This is a genomic window from Proteus faecis (genome assembly GCF_030286765.1).
Lineage (GTDB): Bacteria > Pseudomonadota > Gammaproteobacteria > Enterobacterales > Enterobacteriaceae > Proteus > Proteus faecis.
Genome location: NZ_JASVWV010000001.1, coordinates 72,970 through 92,029 on the forward strand (window position 1 = coordinate 72,970; position 19,060 = coordinate 92,029).

At 38.4% G+C, this 19,060-nt stretch carries 16 protein-coding genes; 6 read left to right on the plus strand and 10 right to left on the minus strand.

What is annotated here, in order from left to right:
- Positions 1–8: 8 nt before the first annotated feature.
- The 4 genes from QSH13_RS00315 to QSH13_RS00330 all read left to right on the plus strand — a co-directional run bounded on the left by QSH13_RS00315 (position 9) and on the right by QSH13_RS00330 (position 3,606).
- On the plus strand, positions 9–458 hold the full coding sequence (locus tag QSH13_RS00315) for a DUF6122 family protein (protein WP_109397408.1): 450 nt from the start codon (positions 9–11) through the stop codon (positions 456–458).
- Positions 459–655: 197 nt separating this feature from the next.
- A complete protein-coding gene (gene yegD, locus QSH13_RS00320) occupies positions 656–2,008 on the plus strand; it encodes a molecular chaperone (protein WP_109397407.1) in 1,353 nt (450 codons plus the stop codon).
- Positions 2,009–2,145: 137 nt separating this feature from the next.
- On the plus strand, positions 2,146–3,171 hold the full coding sequence (locus tag QSH13_RS00325; protein WP_286038670.1) for a threonine aldolase family protein: 1,026 nt from the start codon (positions 2,146–2,148) through the stop codon (positions 3,169–3,171).
- Between the two features lie 171 nt (positions 3,172–3,342).
- The gene (locus QSH13_RS00330; protein ID WP_023582219.1) at positions 3,343–3,606 is read left to right on the plus strand and encodes a YjbD family protein; all 264 of its coding nucleotides are present in this window, start codon (positions 3,343–3,345) and stop codon (positions 3,604–3,606) included.
- A 76-nt stretch (positions 3,607–3,682) separates the two neighbouring features.
- Here the strand turns inward: QSH13_RS00330 and xylB are convergent, their stop codons facing one another.
- The 4 genes from xylB to QSH13_RS00350 form a co-directional block, all read right to left on the minus strand.
- A complete protein-coding gene (gene xylB / locus QSH13_RS00335) occupies positions 3,683–5,137 on the minus strand; it encodes a xylulokinase (protein ID WP_286038671.1) in 1,455 nt (484 codons plus the stop codon).
- A 73-nt stretch (positions 5,138–5,210) separates the two neighbouring features.
- The gene (gene xylA / locus QSH13_RS00340) at positions 5,211–6,527 is read right to left on the minus strand and encodes a xylose isomerase (RefSeq protein ID WP_109397404.1); all 1,317 of its coding nucleotides are present in this window, start codon (positions 6,525–6,527) and stop codon (positions 5,211–5,213) included.
- 10 nt (positions 6,528–6,537) lie between these two features.
- Positions 6,538–8,013 carry a Na+/H+ antiporter NhaC gene (gene nhaC / locus QSH13_RS00345; protein WP_286038672.1) on the minus strand — a complete coding sequence of 492 codons (1,476 nt, stop codon included), beginning with the start codon at positions 8,011–8,013 and terminating at the stop codon, positions 6,538–6,540.
- Positions 8,014–8,019: 6 nt separating this feature from the next.
- On the minus strand, positions 8,020–9,189 hold the full coding sequence (locus tag QSH13_RS00350; RefSeq protein ID WP_286038673.1) for a MalY/PatB family protein: 1,170 nt from the start codon (positions 9,187–9,189) through the stop codon (positions 8,020–8,022).
- Between the two features lie 188 nt (positions 9,190–9,377).
- On the opposite strand from QSH13_RS00350, the gene QSH13_RS00355 reads away from it, so the two are divergent.
- Positions 9,378–10,544, plus strand: a complete 1,167-nt coding sequence (locus QSH13_RS00355; RefSeq protein ID WP_286038675.1) for a XylR family transcriptional regulator — start codon at positions 9,378–9,380, stop codon at positions 10,542–10,544.
- Between the two features lie 26 nt (positions 10,545–10,570).
- Here the strand turns inward: QSH13_RS00355 and QSH13_RS00360 are convergent, their stop codons facing one another.
- The 3 genes from QSH13_RS00360 to QSH13_RS00370 all read right to left on the minus strand — a co-directional run bounded on the left by QSH13_RS00360 (position 10,571) and on the right by QSH13_RS00370 (position 14,564).
- On the minus strand, positions 10,571–10,861 hold the full coding sequence (locus tag QSH13_RS00360) for a VF530 family protein (protein ID WP_109397400.1): 291 nt from the start codon (positions 10,859–10,861) through the stop codon (positions 10,571–10,573).
- A gap of 172 nt (positions 10,862–11,033) precedes the next feature.
- Positions 11,034–12,632 (minus strand): MFS transporter, encoded by a 1,599-nt coding sequence (locus tag QSH13_RS00365; protein ID WP_286038676.1) that lies wholly within the window; start codon positions 12,630–12,632, stop codon positions 11,034–11,036.
- 63 nt (positions 12,633–12,695) lie between these two features.
- Positions 12,696–14,564 (minus strand): amidohydrolase, encoded by a 1,869-nt coding sequence (locus tag QSH13_RS00370; RefSeq protein WP_286038678.1) that lies wholly within the window; start codon positions 14,562–14,564, stop codon positions 12,696–12,698.
- 896 nt (positions 14,565–15,460) lie between these two features.
- Here QSH13_RS00370 and QSH13_RS00375 point away from each other — a divergent pair.
- Positions 15,461–16,582, plus strand: coding sequence for a ribosomal protein uL16 3-hydroxylase (locus QSH13_RS00375; RefSeq protein ID WP_109406325.1), 1,122 nt, complete (start codon positions 15,461–15,463; stop codon positions 16,580–16,582).
- 160 nt (positions 16,583–16,742) lie between these two features.
- Here QSH13_RS00375 and arsC read toward each other — a convergent pair whose 3' ends face one another.
- From arsC to QSH13_RS00390, 3 genes are all read right to left on the minus strand, one after another.
- A complete protein-coding gene (arsC, locus tag QSH13_RS00380; RefSeq protein ID WP_109397396.1) occupies positions 16,743–17,168 on the minus strand; it encodes a glutaredoxin-dependent arsenate reductase in 426 nt (141 codons plus the stop codon).
- 10 nt (positions 17,169–17,178) lie between these two features.
- Positions 17,179–18,468 (minus strand): arsenic transporter, encoded by a 1,290-nt coding sequence (locus QSH13_RS00385; RefSeq protein WP_286038679.1) that lies wholly within the window; start codon positions 18,466–18,468, stop codon positions 17,179–17,181.
- A 216-nt stretch (positions 18,469–18,684) separates the two neighbouring features.
- Positions 18,685–19,020 (minus strand): metalloregulator ArsR/SmtB family transcription factor, encoded by a 336-nt coding sequence (locus QSH13_RS00390; RefSeq protein WP_109406327.1) that lies wholly within the window; start codon positions 19,018–19,020, stop codon positions 18,685–18,687.
- Positions 19,021–19,060 lie beyond the last annotated feature (40 nt).

Sequence of the window (19,060 nt, forward strand, 5' to 3'; positions counted from 1 at the left end):
GAGATTGTGTGATATTTGAAATCATCAGAACAATTTTGCATTACGGCTTACACTTTTTAGCACCTATTTTATTAGGCTATCTTTTCTGGCGTAAAAATTGGAAGTTAGCCTCACTTCTTATGATAGGAACAATGGTGATTGATATTGACCATTTGCTAGCAACACCTATTTTTGATCCCAATCGTTGTAGTGTCGGTTTTCACCCATTACATACCGTTTGGGCTGCTTTGATTTATTTAGGTATATGGTTTTTACCATCATGGAAATTAAAAGCCGTTGCGGTAGGGTGTTTGTTTCATTTATTTACCGACTCGGTTGACTGCTATTTAGGCGGATTAAAACCAAATTTAACACTAACGATGAGTTGTGATAAAAATGAATTTTTATCTGATTTAAATGAGGATCTCCCTATAAATAGTGGCTACCAGCGCAGTATTGAACGAAAATTATTACAATAAACGGTTATTATCACTGAAAAAATTAGCAACTAACCACTGTGTTTGCGTTACGGTTTTAGTATTCATTTGGTTACTCATGCACTAGATTAATTCGCTTATTTTCTCTCTTTTAAGCCCCATAATCTGATGGTAATTGCAAAAAGCTTGATGTAGAGTGCTCAGTCTTTTTTTAATGAAAGTCTACTGGGGAGGCTAAATTGTTTATTGGCTTTGACTACGGAACATCAAATTGTTCTGTTGCAATTATGAAAGAGGGAAAACCCACTCTTTTGCCTTTAGAAGGTAATGATGTCTATATTCCATCAACCCTTTGTGCGCCAACCCGTGAATCTGTTTCTGAGCACTTATTTCGCCATTTAAATATTAAACCTTCCAGTGAAATTGGCGAACAATTACTAAGAAAGTCGATTGCGTTTAATCGAGAAGAAGATATTGAATTAGTTCCTGAAGATATTCTTTTCGGACAATCTGCGCTAAGTTTATACCTACGTGATCCTCGTGATGTCTATTACGTTAAATCACCCAAATCCTTTTTAGGTGCTTCAGGCTTACATGATATACAAATTAGCTTCTTTGAAGATTTAGTTTGCGCCATGATGGCAAATATTAAGCACCAAGCAGAAAAAAGCACACAAGAAGCGATCACAGATACCGTTATTGGCAAACCTATTAACTTTAATGGGTTAGGTGGCGAAGCTTCAAATAGACAAGCTGAAAACATTCTTATCCGTGCAGCTAAAAGAGCTGGCTTTAAGAATATTATGTTTGAATTTGAACCTGTTGCAGCCGGACTTGAATATGAATCGACGTTGACTAAAGACCAAACAGTATTAGTCGTTGATATTGGTGGGGGGACAACTGACTGCTCATTAATTCAAATGGGGCCAAGTTACCAAGGCAAAACTGACCGTTCAAACACATTACTTGCCCATAGTGGACAACGTGTTGGTGGTAATGATCTTGATATTTACCTCGCTTTTAAACAACTTATGCCACTATTTGGTATGACAGGATTAACGTCTTCTGGTATTAAATTACCTCTGAAACAGTTCTGGGATCCTATTGCGATTAATAATGTAGAAGCCCAAAAAGATTTTTATTCTCGTCAAAACCTTGCTGTGTTAAATCAGCTAAGACGGGACGCAAAAGAGCCCGAAAAAATAACGCGCCTTATTGAAGTCTATAATGAAACATTGGGTTACAGCATTGTTCGACGAGCTGAAGAAGCTAAAATCGCTTTATCAGATTCTCCTGAGTATATTGCTAATATCGCATTATTAAGTGAAACCTTAGAATTAACGATTGAACGCGAACAAATGGTTGAATCTATCGAATCACCAAAAAGTAAAATGATTGAGTTAGTTAATGATGCAGTGAAACAAGGGGGGATCAAACCCGACGCTGTTTTTATGACTGGGGGCTCTGCGCGTTCACCTATTTTATGCCAAGCCATTGAACAACAATTGCCAAATATTCCGATTGTTAAAGGTAATGATTTTGGATCGGTTACCGCAGGATTGGCACGTTGGGGCGAAGTCTGTTTTAAATAATCGGTTTTAAATAACTGATATTTTCAATATATTAAAGCGCTTTACATTTAATCTTTGTATTGATTAGATGTAAGGCGTTTTTCTTTATCAAACACGATAAAAACTCAATAAAAACACAACATTCGACAGGAGAACACATGTACCGCTTCCAAAATGATTATAATGAAATTGCACACCCTGCGGTCATGAAGGCAATCACTGATACGGTGGGGCAACGCTATGATGGATATGGCATGGATAAGCTTTGTCATCAAGCAGCTCAAACAATAAAACAGCGTATTCAACAACCTGATGCGGATATTCACTTTTTTAATGGTGGTACCATTACTAATTTAACTGCTATCTCTCATTTTTTACGTCCATACCAAGCGGTTATTTCTGTCAGTACTGGGCATATTGCCACACATGAAACCGGTGCTATTGAAGCAACAGGGCATAAAGTTATTACAACATTTTCCACCGATGGAAAATTAACACCCGCGTTATTAAAACCTATTCTTGCTGAGCATAATGATGAACATTGGGTTCAACCAAAGCTTGTTTATATAACAAATGCCACAGAGATTGGTACGGTTTATCGTAAAGCTGAATTACAGGCACTGCGTGATTTCTGTAATGAACATAATTTATGGTTATATCTTGATGGTGCACGTTTAGCAGCAGGATTAATGTCTGCACAAAGCGATCTGACTATCGAAGATATCGCCAGTTTAACCGATGCTTTCTATATTGGAGGCACTAAAATTGGTGCAATGTCAGCTGAAACGCTAGTGATTTGTCATCCGGCATTAAAATCTGATTTTCGTTTTAGCTTAAAACAAAAGGGTGGATTACAAGCGAAAGGCTGGTTATTAGGTGCGCAATTTGAAGCCTTATTTAAAGATGAACTCTATTTTAAATTAGGCAAACACCTAAATGACATGGCATCACAATTAACTGCGTTCTTTACTGAACAAGGTTTTGAATTTTTAGCTCCCCCAGAATCTAACCAGGTTTTTGTTATTTTGCCAAATACACTTGCAGAAAAACTAACACAACAATTTGTTTTCCATCGTGTTTTACTTGAAGATCCTAACTTAAGTTGTTTACGCCTTTGTACTTCTTGGGCAACAACACAGCAAGACATTGATGGATTTAAAACAGCATTTCTGCAATTAGTTTAAATTTTCTGTTTTAACTTATCTTTTATTTAATGCATTACACACTTATTAAGTGCGTAATGCATTTTTGATATAATCAGAATTTAATTACCTTAAATCTAAATATAATGCTGGAGAGACCCATTAATAATGTTATATTAATATCTCCGCTCTCAATATAAGTAGGGTAAAAGAATGAAGAAATTGACACTCCAAGAGATGACAGACGCCCAACAAATGCGAGTAAAAACCAGAATAGGTCAAGAGAGAAAGAAATTAGGGCGTGAATTAACCAATGCTGAAATGAACAAAGTCAAAGACTCCATTATTACCGAAATCTCCCTCGAAGTTGAAAAAGCTACCAAAAAAGCACAAGCCCTCAAGAAGAAGCAAAAACTAGCCCCAAGTGATGAAACCTATAGTTGGTCAGCTAAAAACCATACTCGGGGATATCGTTAATTACTTATAAAATAGCGCTAACTTTATAAATAAAAAATTAGCGCTATTAATTTACCCTGATATTGACGCAATGCAGTTATATTTCCATTGAATCAATTAATGAATATAACTTTTTAAAGGCGTGATATTTTTTGTTGTATGTTTTATGTTTTTCTAAATTGGGTGTATGACGTTTTTCTAGCTTAGGTTGAGAAAGAATAACCTGCGATGAATAAGCCGGGTTTACTGCTAATTGTGCAAGTCTTGCCGCGCCAAGTGCAGGACCAACATCACCACCTTGACGATAATCGAGATTTTTTCCAGTAATATCTGCAAGAAGTTGTCGCCAATATTCACTTCTGGCACCACCACCAATTAATGTAATATTATCAGCTGATTGGCCTGCATTTTCAGCAACTTCTATCCCTTGTCGTAATGCAAAACTCACACCTTCAAGAACAGCTTGGCACAAGTCAGCACGTTGATGCTCATGGGTTAATCCCCAAAAAACACCTTTCGCATTAGGGTTGTTATAAGGTGTCCGTTCACCAGAAAGATAAGGTAAAAACAACAGGGGACTCTTAGCAAAAGTAGCCTGTTCAACTTCGTCAAACATTGCACCTACACTCTCAATTCCTGTTAATTGACACACCCAATCAAGACATGATGCTGCACTTAGCATGACAGACATTAAATGCCAAGTATTAGGTAATGCATGACAAAAACTGTGTACTGCATTGTCACTATTTTGGAGAAATTTTTCGCTAACAACAAAATAAACACCTGAAGTCCCTAAAGAGAGCATTGCTTGGCCTGGTTGATAAACACCAACACCAATTGCTCCCGCCGCATTATCGCCAGCACCTGCAATAATAGGCACTTGTTTCATCTGCCATTTTTTAGCAATATCAGCCAATAGATACCCCGTTATTTGATTACCTTCAAACAATGTAGGCATTTGACGACGCGTTAATCCTGTCGCATTTAAAAGTTCATCACTCCAATCTCGCTTTTGCATATCTAACCAAAGCGTACCGGCTGAATCTGACATATCACTAGCAAAATTACCGCTCATCTTCCAACGTAAAAAATCTTTAGGTAATAAAACATGTGCAATACGTTGAAAGATTTCAGGTTCATGTTCAGCAACCCATTGTAGTTTTGGTGCAGTAAAGCCGGGCATAACTAAGTTACCAGTGATTTTTTTAAACTGAGGATATTGCGTCTCAAGCATTTGGCACTGTTTAAAACTACGACCATCGTTCCATAGGATGGCGGGACGTAGCACCGATTGTTGTGCATCAAGCAAAACGGCGCCATGCATTTGTCCGCTTAATCCAATCGCTTCGATTTTATCCATTGGATAACTGCGCCCAAGCTGAAGAATGGCTTCTTCCGTTGCTTGCCACCATTGCAGAGGATCTTGTTCTGACCATTGAGGGTGAGGGCGTGATATTGCTAAAGAAACAGAATGACTGGCAACAACGTCACCTTGCTCATTCATGATGATCGCTTTAACGCTTGAAGTACCTAAATCTAGCCCTAAATACATAAAGTTACCTCATGATCTGTATTTAATTAATAAACACAGCGGAAACTCCGCTGTGTTATTACGTTTTATGCCATTAACCAAAAATATAGCGATTGACTAAACTTTCTAACATTTCTTGGCGGCCACTTTGTAACTGTGGTGCTAAGGTATTGCTTTGTGCATATTTCGCCACTTCTTCAAGAGTTAATTTGCCTTGTAAGATATTTTGACCAAACTCCGCACTCCAACCTGAATAACGTTGTGCCGTAAATTTATCAAGGCCGCCATCTTGGATCATTCTTGCTGCAATGCGTAATGCCATTGCCATTGTATCCATTCCTGAAATGTGTCCATAGAAAAGGTCATATTTATCATTACTTTGACGACGAACTTTAGCATCAAAGTTTAAACCACCCGTTGTAAATCCACCTGATTTAAGAATTTCATACATCACAAGTGCATTTTCTTCTACGCTATTTGGAAATTGGTCTGTATCCCAACCTAATTGTGGATCGCCACGGTTAGCATCAACAGAGCCTAAAATCCCTAATGCAATAGCCGTCGCAATTTCATGATGGAAACTATGTCCTGCCAATGTTGCATGATTGGCTTCAATGTTGACTTTAACTTCTTTTTCAAGACCAAACTGTTTTAAGAAGCCATAAACAGTCGCAGTATCATAATCATATTGATGTTTTGTTGGCTCTTGTGGTTTTGGTTCAATCAGTAATGTACCTTGGAAACCAATTTTATGTTTGTGTTCAACAACCATCTGCATAAAACGGCCAATTTGCTCTCTTTCTTGGCGTAAATCTGTGTTTAACAGAGTTTCATAGCCTTCACGTCCACCCCATAAGACATAGTTTTCACCACCTAGCGCTTTTGTCGCTTTCATCGCTTCACAAACTTGTGTCGCAGCCCATGCAAAAACGTCAGGATCAGGGTTAGTTGCCGCGCCAGCACCATAACGAGGATGAGTGAAGCAGTTTGCCGTTCCCCATAATAACTTAACGTTAGTTTCTTCTTGTTTTTTCGCTAATACATCAGTAATAGCTGCCATATTAGAGATATATTCATTGATGTTATTACCTTCAGAAATCACATCTACATCATGAAAACAGTAGAAAGGAACATTGAGCTTATGAAAGAACTCAAAGGCAACATCGGCTTTGCGTTTTGCTTGCTCTAAAGCTTCACCCGGTGTTTGCCACGGTCTATCAAAAGTACCGATACCGAACATATCAGAACCATTCCAGCAGAAGTTATGCCAATAACAAGCCGCAAATCTTAGGTGATCTTCCATTCGTTTACCTAAAATAATCTCATTAGGGTTATAGTAACGAAACGCTAATGGGTTATCGCTTGTTGTGCCTTCATATTGAATTTGTTCAATTTTATCAAAGTAAGACATGGAACCGTCCTTATTTAGTATCAAGTTGTAATTCTGAATGTGATCCAAGCTCAGCAGTCATCTCTTCCTGCTCTTCTGGTGTTAATTTGGCAATGCCAAAGCCCGTGAAACCCCACAGCATGGCAAAGAAGATGCCACTCCAGCACAATACAGCCCAAGGTAAGTAACTTAAGGTTGCAACACCTAAGGTACCTGCCATATAAGCCCCTGCGGCTGTCCACGGTAAAATGGGTTCAAAAATAGTGGCGGAGTCTTCTACGGTACGAGCGAGGTTTTTAGGGTGTAAGCCTCGTTCGATGTAGGCACCGCGTAACATTTCGATAGGAATAAGAATTGAGATTTGTCCATTACAAGTCACGCCAATCATGGTTAACCCGCAAACAATCGTGGCTAAGATCATTGAACCTGTTGAGTGAACCATTTTTAACAATGCATGGACAATCACTTCTAATGCGCCGCTTAATGATAAGGTACCGGCAAAAGAGAGGGCACAGAAACAGATAAGCAGGGTGCTCATCATCGAGTTCATGCCACCACGATTTAATAAGTTACCTAATAATTCAGGAACCTCTTTCCCTTGGATCATTGAAACATTAAAACCATCAACTGCACTTTTTACGATGTCATGTAATCCAAAGCCTTGAATAAGATAAGCGTTAAACATCGCAATTGCGGCAGAGGCTAACATTACTGGGATAGTGGGCTTTTTCGTTACTGAACCATATAAAATGACTAATACAGGAATGAGAAGAATTAAATTGAAGTTATAAACATTCTCCAGACCATTTGTAATTAAGGTCACTTTTTCTGGTACACCTTGACCTGCTAAATCACCATTCATGCCATAAACAATCATCACAATTGCCGTTAAAATCAGTGAAGGCAGTGTGGTGTAAAGTAAGTGCCAAATATGTTGATAGAGGTCGATCCTCGCAGCCATGGCGGCAAGGTTGGTATCACCAGATAATGGTGAAAGTTTGTCACCAAAATAGGCACCCGCGACGACAGCACCAGCTGTTGCTGCAAGGTTTGCATCCATACCAACGGCAACCCCCATAAAAGCAACACCAATGGTTCCTGCTGAGCCCCATGAAGTTCCCGTACAGACTGACACTAATGATGTAACCAATAATGCAGTAACATAAAGCATTTCTGGGCTGATCATTTTTAATCCGTAATAGATCATCAGAGGAATGGTACCGCCAATCATCCATGTGCCTATTAACAAGCCCACACTGATTAAAATCAGCAATGCGGGCATAGTCTTAGCAATTTTTTGTGAGATAGCCGTTAAGATCTCGTCATAGCGATATCCTAATCGTTTTACTAATAGCGCAGCTACAACTGTAGACAGCACCATTAACGGCTCTGGTGGTAAATCAAAAGTGGCGTAGCCTCCTCCTAATAGCACCACCATGGTGAATATCGGAAAGAGAGATTCGAGTAATGTAGGTGTTCTCGGACTGTTTATCGTTTGCGTTTTCATTGTAATTTATTCCAAACTGGCGTGAGGTAAGGTACGAATAAGCCGAGTGAAAACGGTTTCTAATATTGAACGAGGTGTCGCGATATTAATGCGGAAAAAACCATCCCCAACCGCACCAAAACCACGCCCCCAACTCATTTCCACTTCAGCTAATGAAACAAACCAATGTCTTAGTTGTTCTTCAGATAACTGCATTTTTTGGTAGTTGATCCATAGCATGTAGGTGCCATGACTTTGAGTGATAACCCAATCAGGAAAATAACGTTCACATTGTTCTTTTACCCAACGACGATTATCAGCAAGGTACGTTTTTAATTCACCAATCCACTGTTGGCCTTGTAAGGTATAAGCTTGTAAAAAAGCGGGAACTGAAAAATAGCCAGGATTATGAATACCCGCAGCAATTAAGCATTGCTTGAATTTTTCACGATATTCAGGATTGGCAATAACGATATTGGCAACTTCAAGACCCGCTAAATTGAATGTTTTAGCGGGAGAAGTACACATAAAGGAGTGTTGTTCTACATAAGTATTTACTGATGAAATAGGGTGGTAACTTGCACCATCGAAAACAAAATCTGCATGCACATCATCAGAAATAATAAAAACCTGATATTTTTGTGCAAGTTCCGCTATTTTTATTAAATCACTTTTTTGCCATACCGTTCCAGTTGGGTTATGTGGCGATAGTAAAATAAAACAGACAGACTGTTTAAACTTACTTTCTAAGTCATCAAAATCAATTTCATAATAGCCGTCATGATAAATCAACGGGCTTTCTAATAGTTCACGTTGATTGACACAAACAGCATTACTAATAGGATGATAAGCTGGTGATAAGGTTGTGACTTTATCACCAATGGATGTGAAGTTTTGAATATAAAGCGAAACCGCTTGAATAATACGGGGGCAAAAAACAATAGAACTAGGCTCTACAATCCACTGATATTGCGTTTTAAACCAGTTTGCAGCAACGTTATTCCAATCTTCACTAAGGTCGGTATAGCCATAAATTCCTTTAAGATTAAATTGTGTCAATGCATTGACAATAAAATCTGGCGCAGGAATATCCATATCTGCAACAGATAACGGAATAACATTAGCGTTACTATTACACCATTTTGCACTATAGGTATTTTGCCTAGAAATTAATTTATTAAAGTTATTCTGATACATGAAAAATCTCCTCGGCAAGCGTGTTTAAAAACAAAATACTCGTTGTTAGTAGCATTGGTTATTCCTATTTTTTACTTTGCTATTACGAAATTTGGCTTGTGTGATAGTAATCACATAGCGATGAAAGCAAGTTCTAGCAAAATTAAAGCTGTGGTTTAATGCGTAGCTGGGGGATTAGGTAGAGTAAAATGAAAAAAGATAAATACTTTCGTATTGTGCTGTTATTCAACGCTAATAAAGTCTATGACCGACAAGTGGTTGAGGGTGTTGGAGAATATCTTCAAGCATCACAGTGCCATTGGGATGTATTTATTGAAGAAGATTTTCGTACTCGACTTGATAATATTAATCATTGGGTTTGTGATGGTATTATCGCTGATTTTGATGATCCGATTATTGCGAAACATTTAAGCCAATCATCGTTAGCAGTCATTGGCGTAGGGGGTTCTTATCATCAAGAGGAAAATTATCCCCTCGTACCTTATATCGCCACGGATAATTACGCATTAGTTCAACAAGCCTTTTTACATTTAAAACAAAAAGGGCTGAAACACTTTGCTTTTTATGGCCTACCAGCAAAAAATCATCCTCATTGGTCTAATGAACGTGAGCATGCCTTTCGTCAATTAGTCACCCGCGAAAAATATCCAGGCATTGTTTATAACGGTATGGATATTACCCAAGAAAATTGGCAACACGCGCAAAACCGTTTATCAGATTGGATACAAACTTTACCACCACAAACTGGGATTATTGCTGTCACCGATGCAAGAGCACGACATTTACTGCAAGTTTGCGATAATTTAAATATTAATGTGCCTGAAGAAATCAGTATTATTGGTATTGATGACGAAGATATGACACGTTATTTATCGCGTATTGCATTATCTTCTGTTGTGCAAGGCTCACGACGAATGGGATATTTAGCCGCGAAGTTACTACATCAAACGCTAGAAGGGCATGTAACAGAGAAACAGCAAAGAATATTAGTTCCTCCCGTTAAAATCGTCGAACGTCGTTCAACCGATTTTCATTCTTTTAATGATCCCACCGTTGTTCAAGCAATGCATTATATTTATTACAATGCCTGTAAAGGGATAAAAACAGAGCAAGTTTTAGATGCCGTTAATATGTCGCGTTCCAATTTAGAACAACGTTTTAAAAAGGAGATTGGCAAAACAATTCATACCGTTATTTATGAAGAAAAGCTCAAACGCGCTCAAAACTTATTAGCCACAACAACACTAGCAATCCAAGAAATATCTGTGATGTGTGGCTATCCGTCTTTGCAATATTTTTACTCTATCTTTAAAAAAGAATTGGGGATGACGCCAAAAGAGTTTAGAGATGAATAAGAAAATATAACAATAAAATAAAACACTTATCGCTTTCTACTATTTGCCCACGGATCACAATCTGGGTGATCGATAACTTCAATCACATCATCAATATCTGCTTCAAGAGAATCAAGATAAAGCGCTTCTACTTCAGCACGTGCCCACGGTGTTCTGCGCAAAAACTTTAAACTTGATTTCACGCTAGGATCACTTCTAAAGCAGTTAATTTTGATGAGTTGTCCTAATTTAGCCCAACCATATTTTGCTACTAGCGCATTTACTTGCATTTCAAGAGTAACGCCATGTAACGGATCTTTAGAACGATGTCCTGTCATGATTTTCTCAAATACGTTTTAGTTATTTCAAAGGTAAGAAGCGGTGCAGAGTACAAGAAAGCCATAGCAGTATCAATAAAAGGAACCGAATAAAATAAATATGGCATGTATTCTAAAGCCAAGCCATTAAACTAATCTATTTAATAAGCGTTAATGGCTTGGTTACTGCTAATTACTTCTTACGTGAAAAAGCAGAAAAAGAGTGAATCACTTTTTTAGCGCTAATTATTTTATCTAGTTGTTGTTGCAACTGTTTATCATCCATTGTTGCGCGATCATGTTGACGAAGATGTTCAGCCCAAGAAGCCACCATAAAAGTTTCCATATAGGTTTGAACGTTATTTTCTGTAATCGCATCAGATGAAACAAATAGCCCCCATGAATAACCGCCATCTCTTAAACGAACCATTTTTAATCGATTCATCAAACTTAGGAATTGCTCACGGTGATTGACTTCAATTTGATAATTCACGGTAATTAACACAGGACCTTTATCTGTTGTAATATCAATCAGTCCATCATCCAAAATAAAGTGTTCTGAGTGCTGTAAGTTGATGTTGTCATGTTCCAATTTGACACGCAAAACACATAACCAAACTAAAATAATCCCAACGGTTGCACACAACAAAGCTACCGTCACTGACGTATGTGACGCAATTTGTCCCCAGATAAGGGAACCTAACGCCATTGAGCCAGAAAATACGGTTAAATAGAGCGCAAGACCTCTCGCACGAACCCAATTAGGCAATGCTGTTTGTGCTGAGACCATTAATGTGGAAAGGGTGATTATCCAGCTAAATCCAGCAAGCATACTGGCAAAAATAGCTAAATATTTTGAAGTCGCACTAGCGAAAATAAATAACACCAATGCAGTCCCCACAGTGCCAACAGCAATTAGTGTGCTGGTACTCCATTTTTCACGCAATGTTGATAAGCTAAATGCACCAACCACTGCACCAATACCAATGCTGGTGGTAAGTAAACCGTATAATGTTGCATCGCCATGTAGTGATACCCGAGCGACTAGCGGTAACATTGCCCAATAAGCACTCGCAAAAATAAAAAAGCTGGCGGCTCTTATAATCGTTTTGATTAATGCAGGACTATAACGTGCATAGCGTAAACCGGAGATCATCGCAGCCACAACAGATTCAGCAGGGAGTTTTTCCTCTTCTTTTTTCTCACCTTCCCACCACCAGACAGCAAGAATAATGGCGATAAAACTCAATGCATTTAGTAAAAATGGTAAATAAAGGCCAACTTGAGAAATCAAAATACCTGCAAGTGCAGGGCCTATTGCACGGCTAATATTAATTCCCATACTGTTTAAGGCAATACCCGATTTTAATTCTTGTGGCTCAACAATACTTGGCACAATCGCTTGCCATGCAGGGCCTAAAAATGCCGCACCAGAGCCCAAAATAAAGGTAATTAATAATAACCAGCCAATGCTGATAACATCGAAATACACCAAAACAGCCAATAATGAAGCTGCACAGAGCATTAAGATATTGACGAAAATAAGCAATTTTCGTTTATCAAAAATATCAGCAATGGCTCCTGCTGGAAGTGCCAATAAGAAAACAGGTAATGTGGTCATGGCTTGAATAGCGGCAATCATTACGGGATCAGGGCTTAGGTTTGTCATCAACCAACCGGCACCCACATCATTCATCCAAGTACCAATATTAGAAAATAGCGTTGCCATCCATAATACGAAAAAAATACGATTACGTAAGGGCGACCATGCAGAGGCGCGTTGCGTTGCCATCGTCTTATCTCTCTTTGTTTGAAATGGCTGGCAAATATTCACCAACCATCGTTATGATAAAAATTAGAATGCAAAGCAAGAACAGCCTAAAGCGCCCCAAAATGCATTATCATCTGAAATAGGAATGGATGATTGGCGAGCGATATCATGTTGATGCCCATGAACATGACAGGCACCACAGCATTGATGTAGCTGATTTAACACCGCTGTTTTTGTCTCTTGTTGTAAGTAAGAATAATGACCTGGTACTTTGATCACCGGTGACCAATCAGGTAATACAGGAATAGAAGGCGGTGTTAATGATGAAAAATCACCATTTGCATATACAATTTTGCCATCTACGACGGTTAAAAGTGATTCAATTGCTTTGATCTCGTTTTCCGGCACTCGAAAATAATCAGCAGAAAGGGCAATAAAGTCGGCAAGTTGGCCTGCTTTAATTTGGCCTTTTTTACCTTGTTCATTGGAGAACCATGAACTCCCCATCGTCCATAACATAAGCGCGGTATCTTTGTCTAAACGATTATCGCCGTCATACATTTGCATGCCACCTACAGTACGCCCTGACACTAACCAATAAAGCGCTGTCCACGGATTGTAACTAGCAACACGAGTTGCATCTGTACCTAATCCAACAGGAACTTGTGCATTTAACATTTTGGCGACAGGGGGTGTTTGTTTCAGTGCTTTTGTACCATAACGTTGTGCAAAATATTCGCCTTGAAATGCCATGCGATGTTGAATTGCTAATCCACCGCCAAGTGCTTTAACGCGTTCAATATTTTTCTCACTGATGGTTTCAGCATGATCGAAAAACCAATGTAATCCATCAAAAGGGATCTCTTTATTAACTTTTTCAAAGACATTTAGCATACGGCTAATGGATTCGTTATAAGTGGCATGTAAACGAAATGGCCAGCGATGTTCGACTAAATGACGGATTACTTTTTCTAATTCAGCTTCCATGTTTTCAGGAAGATCCGGTCTTGGCTGTAAGAAGTCTTCAAAATCTGCCGCAGAAAAAACCAACATTTCACCCGCACCATTATGACGATAAAAATCACTGCCATCACCGGGTGATACCATTGATGTCCATTGTTGGAAATCTTCAAACTCTTGCTTTGGTCTTTGGGTAAATAAATTATAAGCAATACGAATCGTTAATTGGTTATTTTTGGCAAGCTCATCAACAACTTGATAATCTTCAGGATAATTTTGAAAACCACCACCCGCATCAATAGCGCTAGTTACACCAAGACGATTTAATTCTCTCATAAATTGGCGGGTTGAATTGACTTGATATTCAAGCGGTAATTTAGGGCTTTTTGCTAATGCAGAATAGAGCAACATCGCGTTAGGTTTTGCTATCAATAATCCGGTCGGGTTGCCATGTTCATCACGCTGAATTTCACCACCAGGAGGATTTGGGGTCTCTTTGGTATAACCAATCGCACGCAATGCAGCTTTGTTTAGCAATGCGCTATCATAGAGGTGTAATACAAAAACAGGCGTATCAGGAGAAACCGCATTAATTTCGTCTAGCGTTGGCATACGGCGCTCTGCGAATTGAAACTCGCTCCAACCACCAACAACACGTACCCATTGCGGTGACGGTGTCACTTGGGCTTGAGCCTTTAACATATCAAGAGCAATAGAAAGAGAAGGGACGCCTTCCCACCGTAATTCTAGGTTGTAGTTTAATCCACCGCGGATCAGATGAAGATGTGAGTCATTAAGCCCAGGAATAATAACGTGGTTTTTTAGATCGATGATTTTTGTTTCTGCATTTTGAAACTGCATCACTTCATCATTTGAGCCAATAAAAAGAAATTTACCTTGATAGACAGCTATCGCTTGAGCGAGAGGATTTTCTTTATCAAGAGTATGGATCTCGCCATTGATAAATATTTCGGTCGCGAAAGTTTTATTCATGATTTTTGATTTCCTATTTAAAAGGAATTAACCCTTTATTAAATAAAAGGTGTGATCGTACCGAGCTGTATTAGTAATACAGCTAACTATTTATTTTTAATAATAAATTAAAGATAAGAAGGTCAGTTTTTTATATTTATTCCAGCAGGTTTATTAAATTGTAGCTTAAGTTTATTTCATTGCCATTTAAAACATTTGCTTTAAGGGAACAAAAAAAATGAATAAGATAAAGATGAAGTAATTAATTGATATTTAATTGAATTATAAGTTTTTCACCCGAACATGTTTCACAAGCGAGGATCACAACACCCAAAAACTTAAGAAAAATACAAACTCAAAAATAGAGAAGTAACTATCAGTGAGAAAGAATATAAAGCGTTGGTTCAATATTTTAATATAGAAAATAATCATATTAGTAGGGCTTAGAGATGATGATACATATACTTGGAATAAAGTTATTAGTCATATATCTAATTTAACATAATATACATTATGCGAACCTTGATATCTAAATACAGGTAGGGACTAAAATATCTGTTTTTGTCTGGTTGATTATGTTACTTCTTTTTAAACTAAAGCTCATTCGCCAATGCTTTTTCTAGATCTTGAATATAGTTTTTTTGTCTTTTCTTCAAACACCACTTTACAAAAGGTTTTAATAAAACCTTTATATAGACTCATCCAGTTTATCCAGTGATGAATGTGTCTCGCGAATCATCGAAGCTCTTTCCCAATGCGCGACACCTGATGGAGGGAATTTTAACAACCTCTACATCTTGCACGAAGCAATAAACATTCCCCTGACAGTTATTAACTACCATTTGACGCCAAACAAAAATATCACCGTGTATTACTTCTATAATTACCCACTTATTCATTGATACAGACGTGATCACATGGTTAACAAATTGAATCTTAACTGGCCTGAATTTTTAGAAAAATACTGGCAAAAAAAACCTGTTGTACTGAAAAATGCATTTCCTAATTTTGTCGATCCAATCACTCCAGATGAACTAGCAGGTCTGGCAATGGAACCGGAAATCGACAGCCGCCTTGTCAGCCTCACTGGCAACAAATGGCAGGCAAGTCATGGGCCATTTGAAGACTTCAGCGAATTGGGCGAAGAAGGATGGTCACTACTGGTACAAGCAGTTAACCATTGGCATATGCCAGCAGCTGAACTGGTGAAACCGTTTCGAGTGCTACCAGAATGGCGTCTTGACGATCTGATGATCTCCTATTCCGTACCGGGAGGTGGTGTCGGACCTCATATTGATAACTATGATGTTTTTATCATTCAAGGAATGGGACGCCGTCGTTGGCGCGTAGGTGACGCCCTACCAATGCGTCAATTCTGTCCGCATCCCGCATTACTACATGTTGATCCGTTTGAGCCAATTATTGATGTGGAAATGGCACCAGGCGATATTTTGTATATTCCACCTGGATTTCCTCACGATGGCTTCACCTTTGAAGATACCATGAATTATTCCGTCGGTTTTCGTGGACCAAATGGTCGTGATTTGCTGAGTAGCTTTGCAGACTACGCACTAGAACAAGATCTAGGTGGAATAAATTATGGCGATCCAAACCTAACGATACGCGATAATGCAGGAAAAATGGAGACTTATGAAGTTGAACGCCTGCGCGCTATGATGATTGAAATGATCAATAAGCCAGGTGATTTTGAACAGTGGTTAGGCCGTTTTGCAACCACTCCGCGCCATGAGCTAGATGTTGCACCTGCAGAACCGCCATATCAGCCAGAAGAAGTATTAAGCTCATTGAATGCTGGCGAAAAACTAATCCGACTAAGCGGACTGCGTGTCCTACGCATCGAAGATAATTTCTTTGTGAATACAGAATATTGGGCGACCAAAGAAACGAAGGGAGCAGATGCATTGTGCCAGTTTACAGAAGTTGGCGTAGATGAACTCGGTGAAGCATTGAAGAACCCAGCCTTTGTTGCGGAATTAACCGAATTTATCAACCAAGGATATTGGTACTTCGAAGAGTAAGTGATATTGGTTGGATACAATAAAGCACCTACACCTGCTTGGGGTGCTTTATTTTTTCGTTTCCGCCCTTCTTACTTAAGTCAGATGATGCCGATAATTACAACAAAAAACCTCACCTTAGTGAGGCTTCTATTACCCTAAAAATAGTTAATAAACTCTTTTATATCAGCCTATTCCCTTTTTCATCGACAACATTTTGTCCATCTTCTTTTGAAAAGGCACCTTTCTGTGCTTTTGGAAGAATATCTAAGACGACTTCTGAAGGACGGCATAACCGAGTTCCTAAGGGGGTCACAACAATAGGTCTATTGATTAATATTGGATATTTCAACATATAATCAATAAGTTGTTTATCAGTAACATTAACATGATCAAGATCTAATTTATCATAAGGTTCAACATTCTTTCGTAATAGTGCTTTAACCGAAATTCCCATATCAGCAATCAGTTTCTCTAAAACATGCTTAGAGGGTGGCGTCTCAAGATAATGGATAATTTCAGGCTCTACACCACTGTTTCGTATCATTTCAAGCGTGTTTCGTGATGTGCCACAATTTGGATTGTGATAAATTACAATGCGATTCATTTTTTCACCACTAATTCATTAATGTAAGTCTAAGTGCTAATGCAATCAGTGTTACCGTAAGTACGGGAATAGTCATAACAATACCTGTTTTAAAATAATATCCCCATGTAATGGTCATATTTTTTTGCGACAAAACATGCAACCACAATAATGTCGCTAAACTTCCTATTGGCGTAATTTTAGGGCCTAAATCTGCACCAATAACATTCGCATAAATCATCGCTTCTTTAATTAAACCAGAGGCATTACTACCTTCAATCGATAAGGCTCCGATAAGAACTGTTGGCATATTATTCATAATTGATGATAAAAATGCGGTGATATATCCCGTTCCGAGTGTTGCAGTCCACACACCTTTGCTTGATAAGAAGTCAAAAACTTCAGATAGATATTGAGTCAAACCAGCATTACGTAATCCATAAACAACAAGGTACATGCCAAGGGAGAAAATCACGATTTGCCAAGGTGCTCCACGTAAAACTTTTCGAGTATTAATCGTCTTTCCTCGTGCCGCAATAAACCACAAAATTACAGCACCAACAGCGGCAATAGCACTAATTGGAATACCCAAAGGTTCCAGTATGAAAAAACCAAGTAATAAAAGAAGTAATACCAACCAACCAGCTTTAAATGTTTTCACATCTTTGATCACTGTCGCAGGCATCGCTAACTTAGAGGTGTCATATTGCTGAGGAATATCTTTGCGAAAAAACCAATGTAACATAATTAATGTTGCAATAATTGCAGCGATATCAACGGGAAGCATCACTGACGCATATTTCGTAAATCCGATATTAAAGAAATCAGCAGAGACGATATTAACTAAATTTGAAACAATTAAAGGCAAGCTTGCTGTATCTGCAATAAATCCTGCTGCCATAACAAAAGCTAATGTTGTTCCTTTACTAAACCCAAGCGCTAACAACATTGCAATCACAATGGGCGTTAGAATAAGTGCGGCACCATCATTGGCAAAAAGTGCCGCAACGGATGCGCCTAACAGGATAATATAGCTAAATAAAAGACGGCCTTTACCACCGCCCCATTTTGCAACATGGAGTGCGGCCCATTCAAAGAAGCCACTTTCATCAAGAATAAGGCTAATGATAATAACAGCAACAAATGTAGCGGTTGCATTCCATACAATATTCCAAACCACGGGAATATCTTGGAGATTAATGACGCCTAGTAATAATGCGATTAATGCACCAATTGTTGCACTCCAACCGATCCCCAATCCTTTTGGTTGCCAAATAACAAAAGTGATTGTCAAAACAAATATTAATACTGCAATAAACATACAAACCTCTTTCAGAAAACTCATTAAAAGCTTTCTACTAGAAAAAATTAATCAGCCAGTTTGCTCAATGCATCAACACCGAGTGCCACACCTCTCCCGTGCTACAACATAATGCGGGATCAAAGACTTCTAGCTTTTTCATATCGACACTTCATATCTGCTTTTTCATATCGACACTTCATATCTGCTTTTTCATATATATTAATTTAAAATTTTTTATTCAGAACAACAACTCACTGACCCCTTCTTTTCAATAGATTGAAGTAAATCTGCTATTTTGCTTTTCTCTGTTTCATAGGTGACTTCAATAATATTTTTCACCCACGGTAATAAGGTAGGAGACAAACGATAATGAACCCATTTCCCGTGTTTAGAATCAAGTAATAGTCCACTTTCTCGCAACATAGCTAGGTGGCGAGAAGTTTTCGGCTGGGATAAATTTAGTGCTGTATAGATGTCACAAACACACAATTCACCAGATGCTTTAAGTAACAACACAATATCTAGCCTTGTTTGATCACTTAATACCTTAAATAATTGCAACGGTTCCATATTTGCTCCTTTCTTTAAGAAATTCTAACCTACTCTCGGA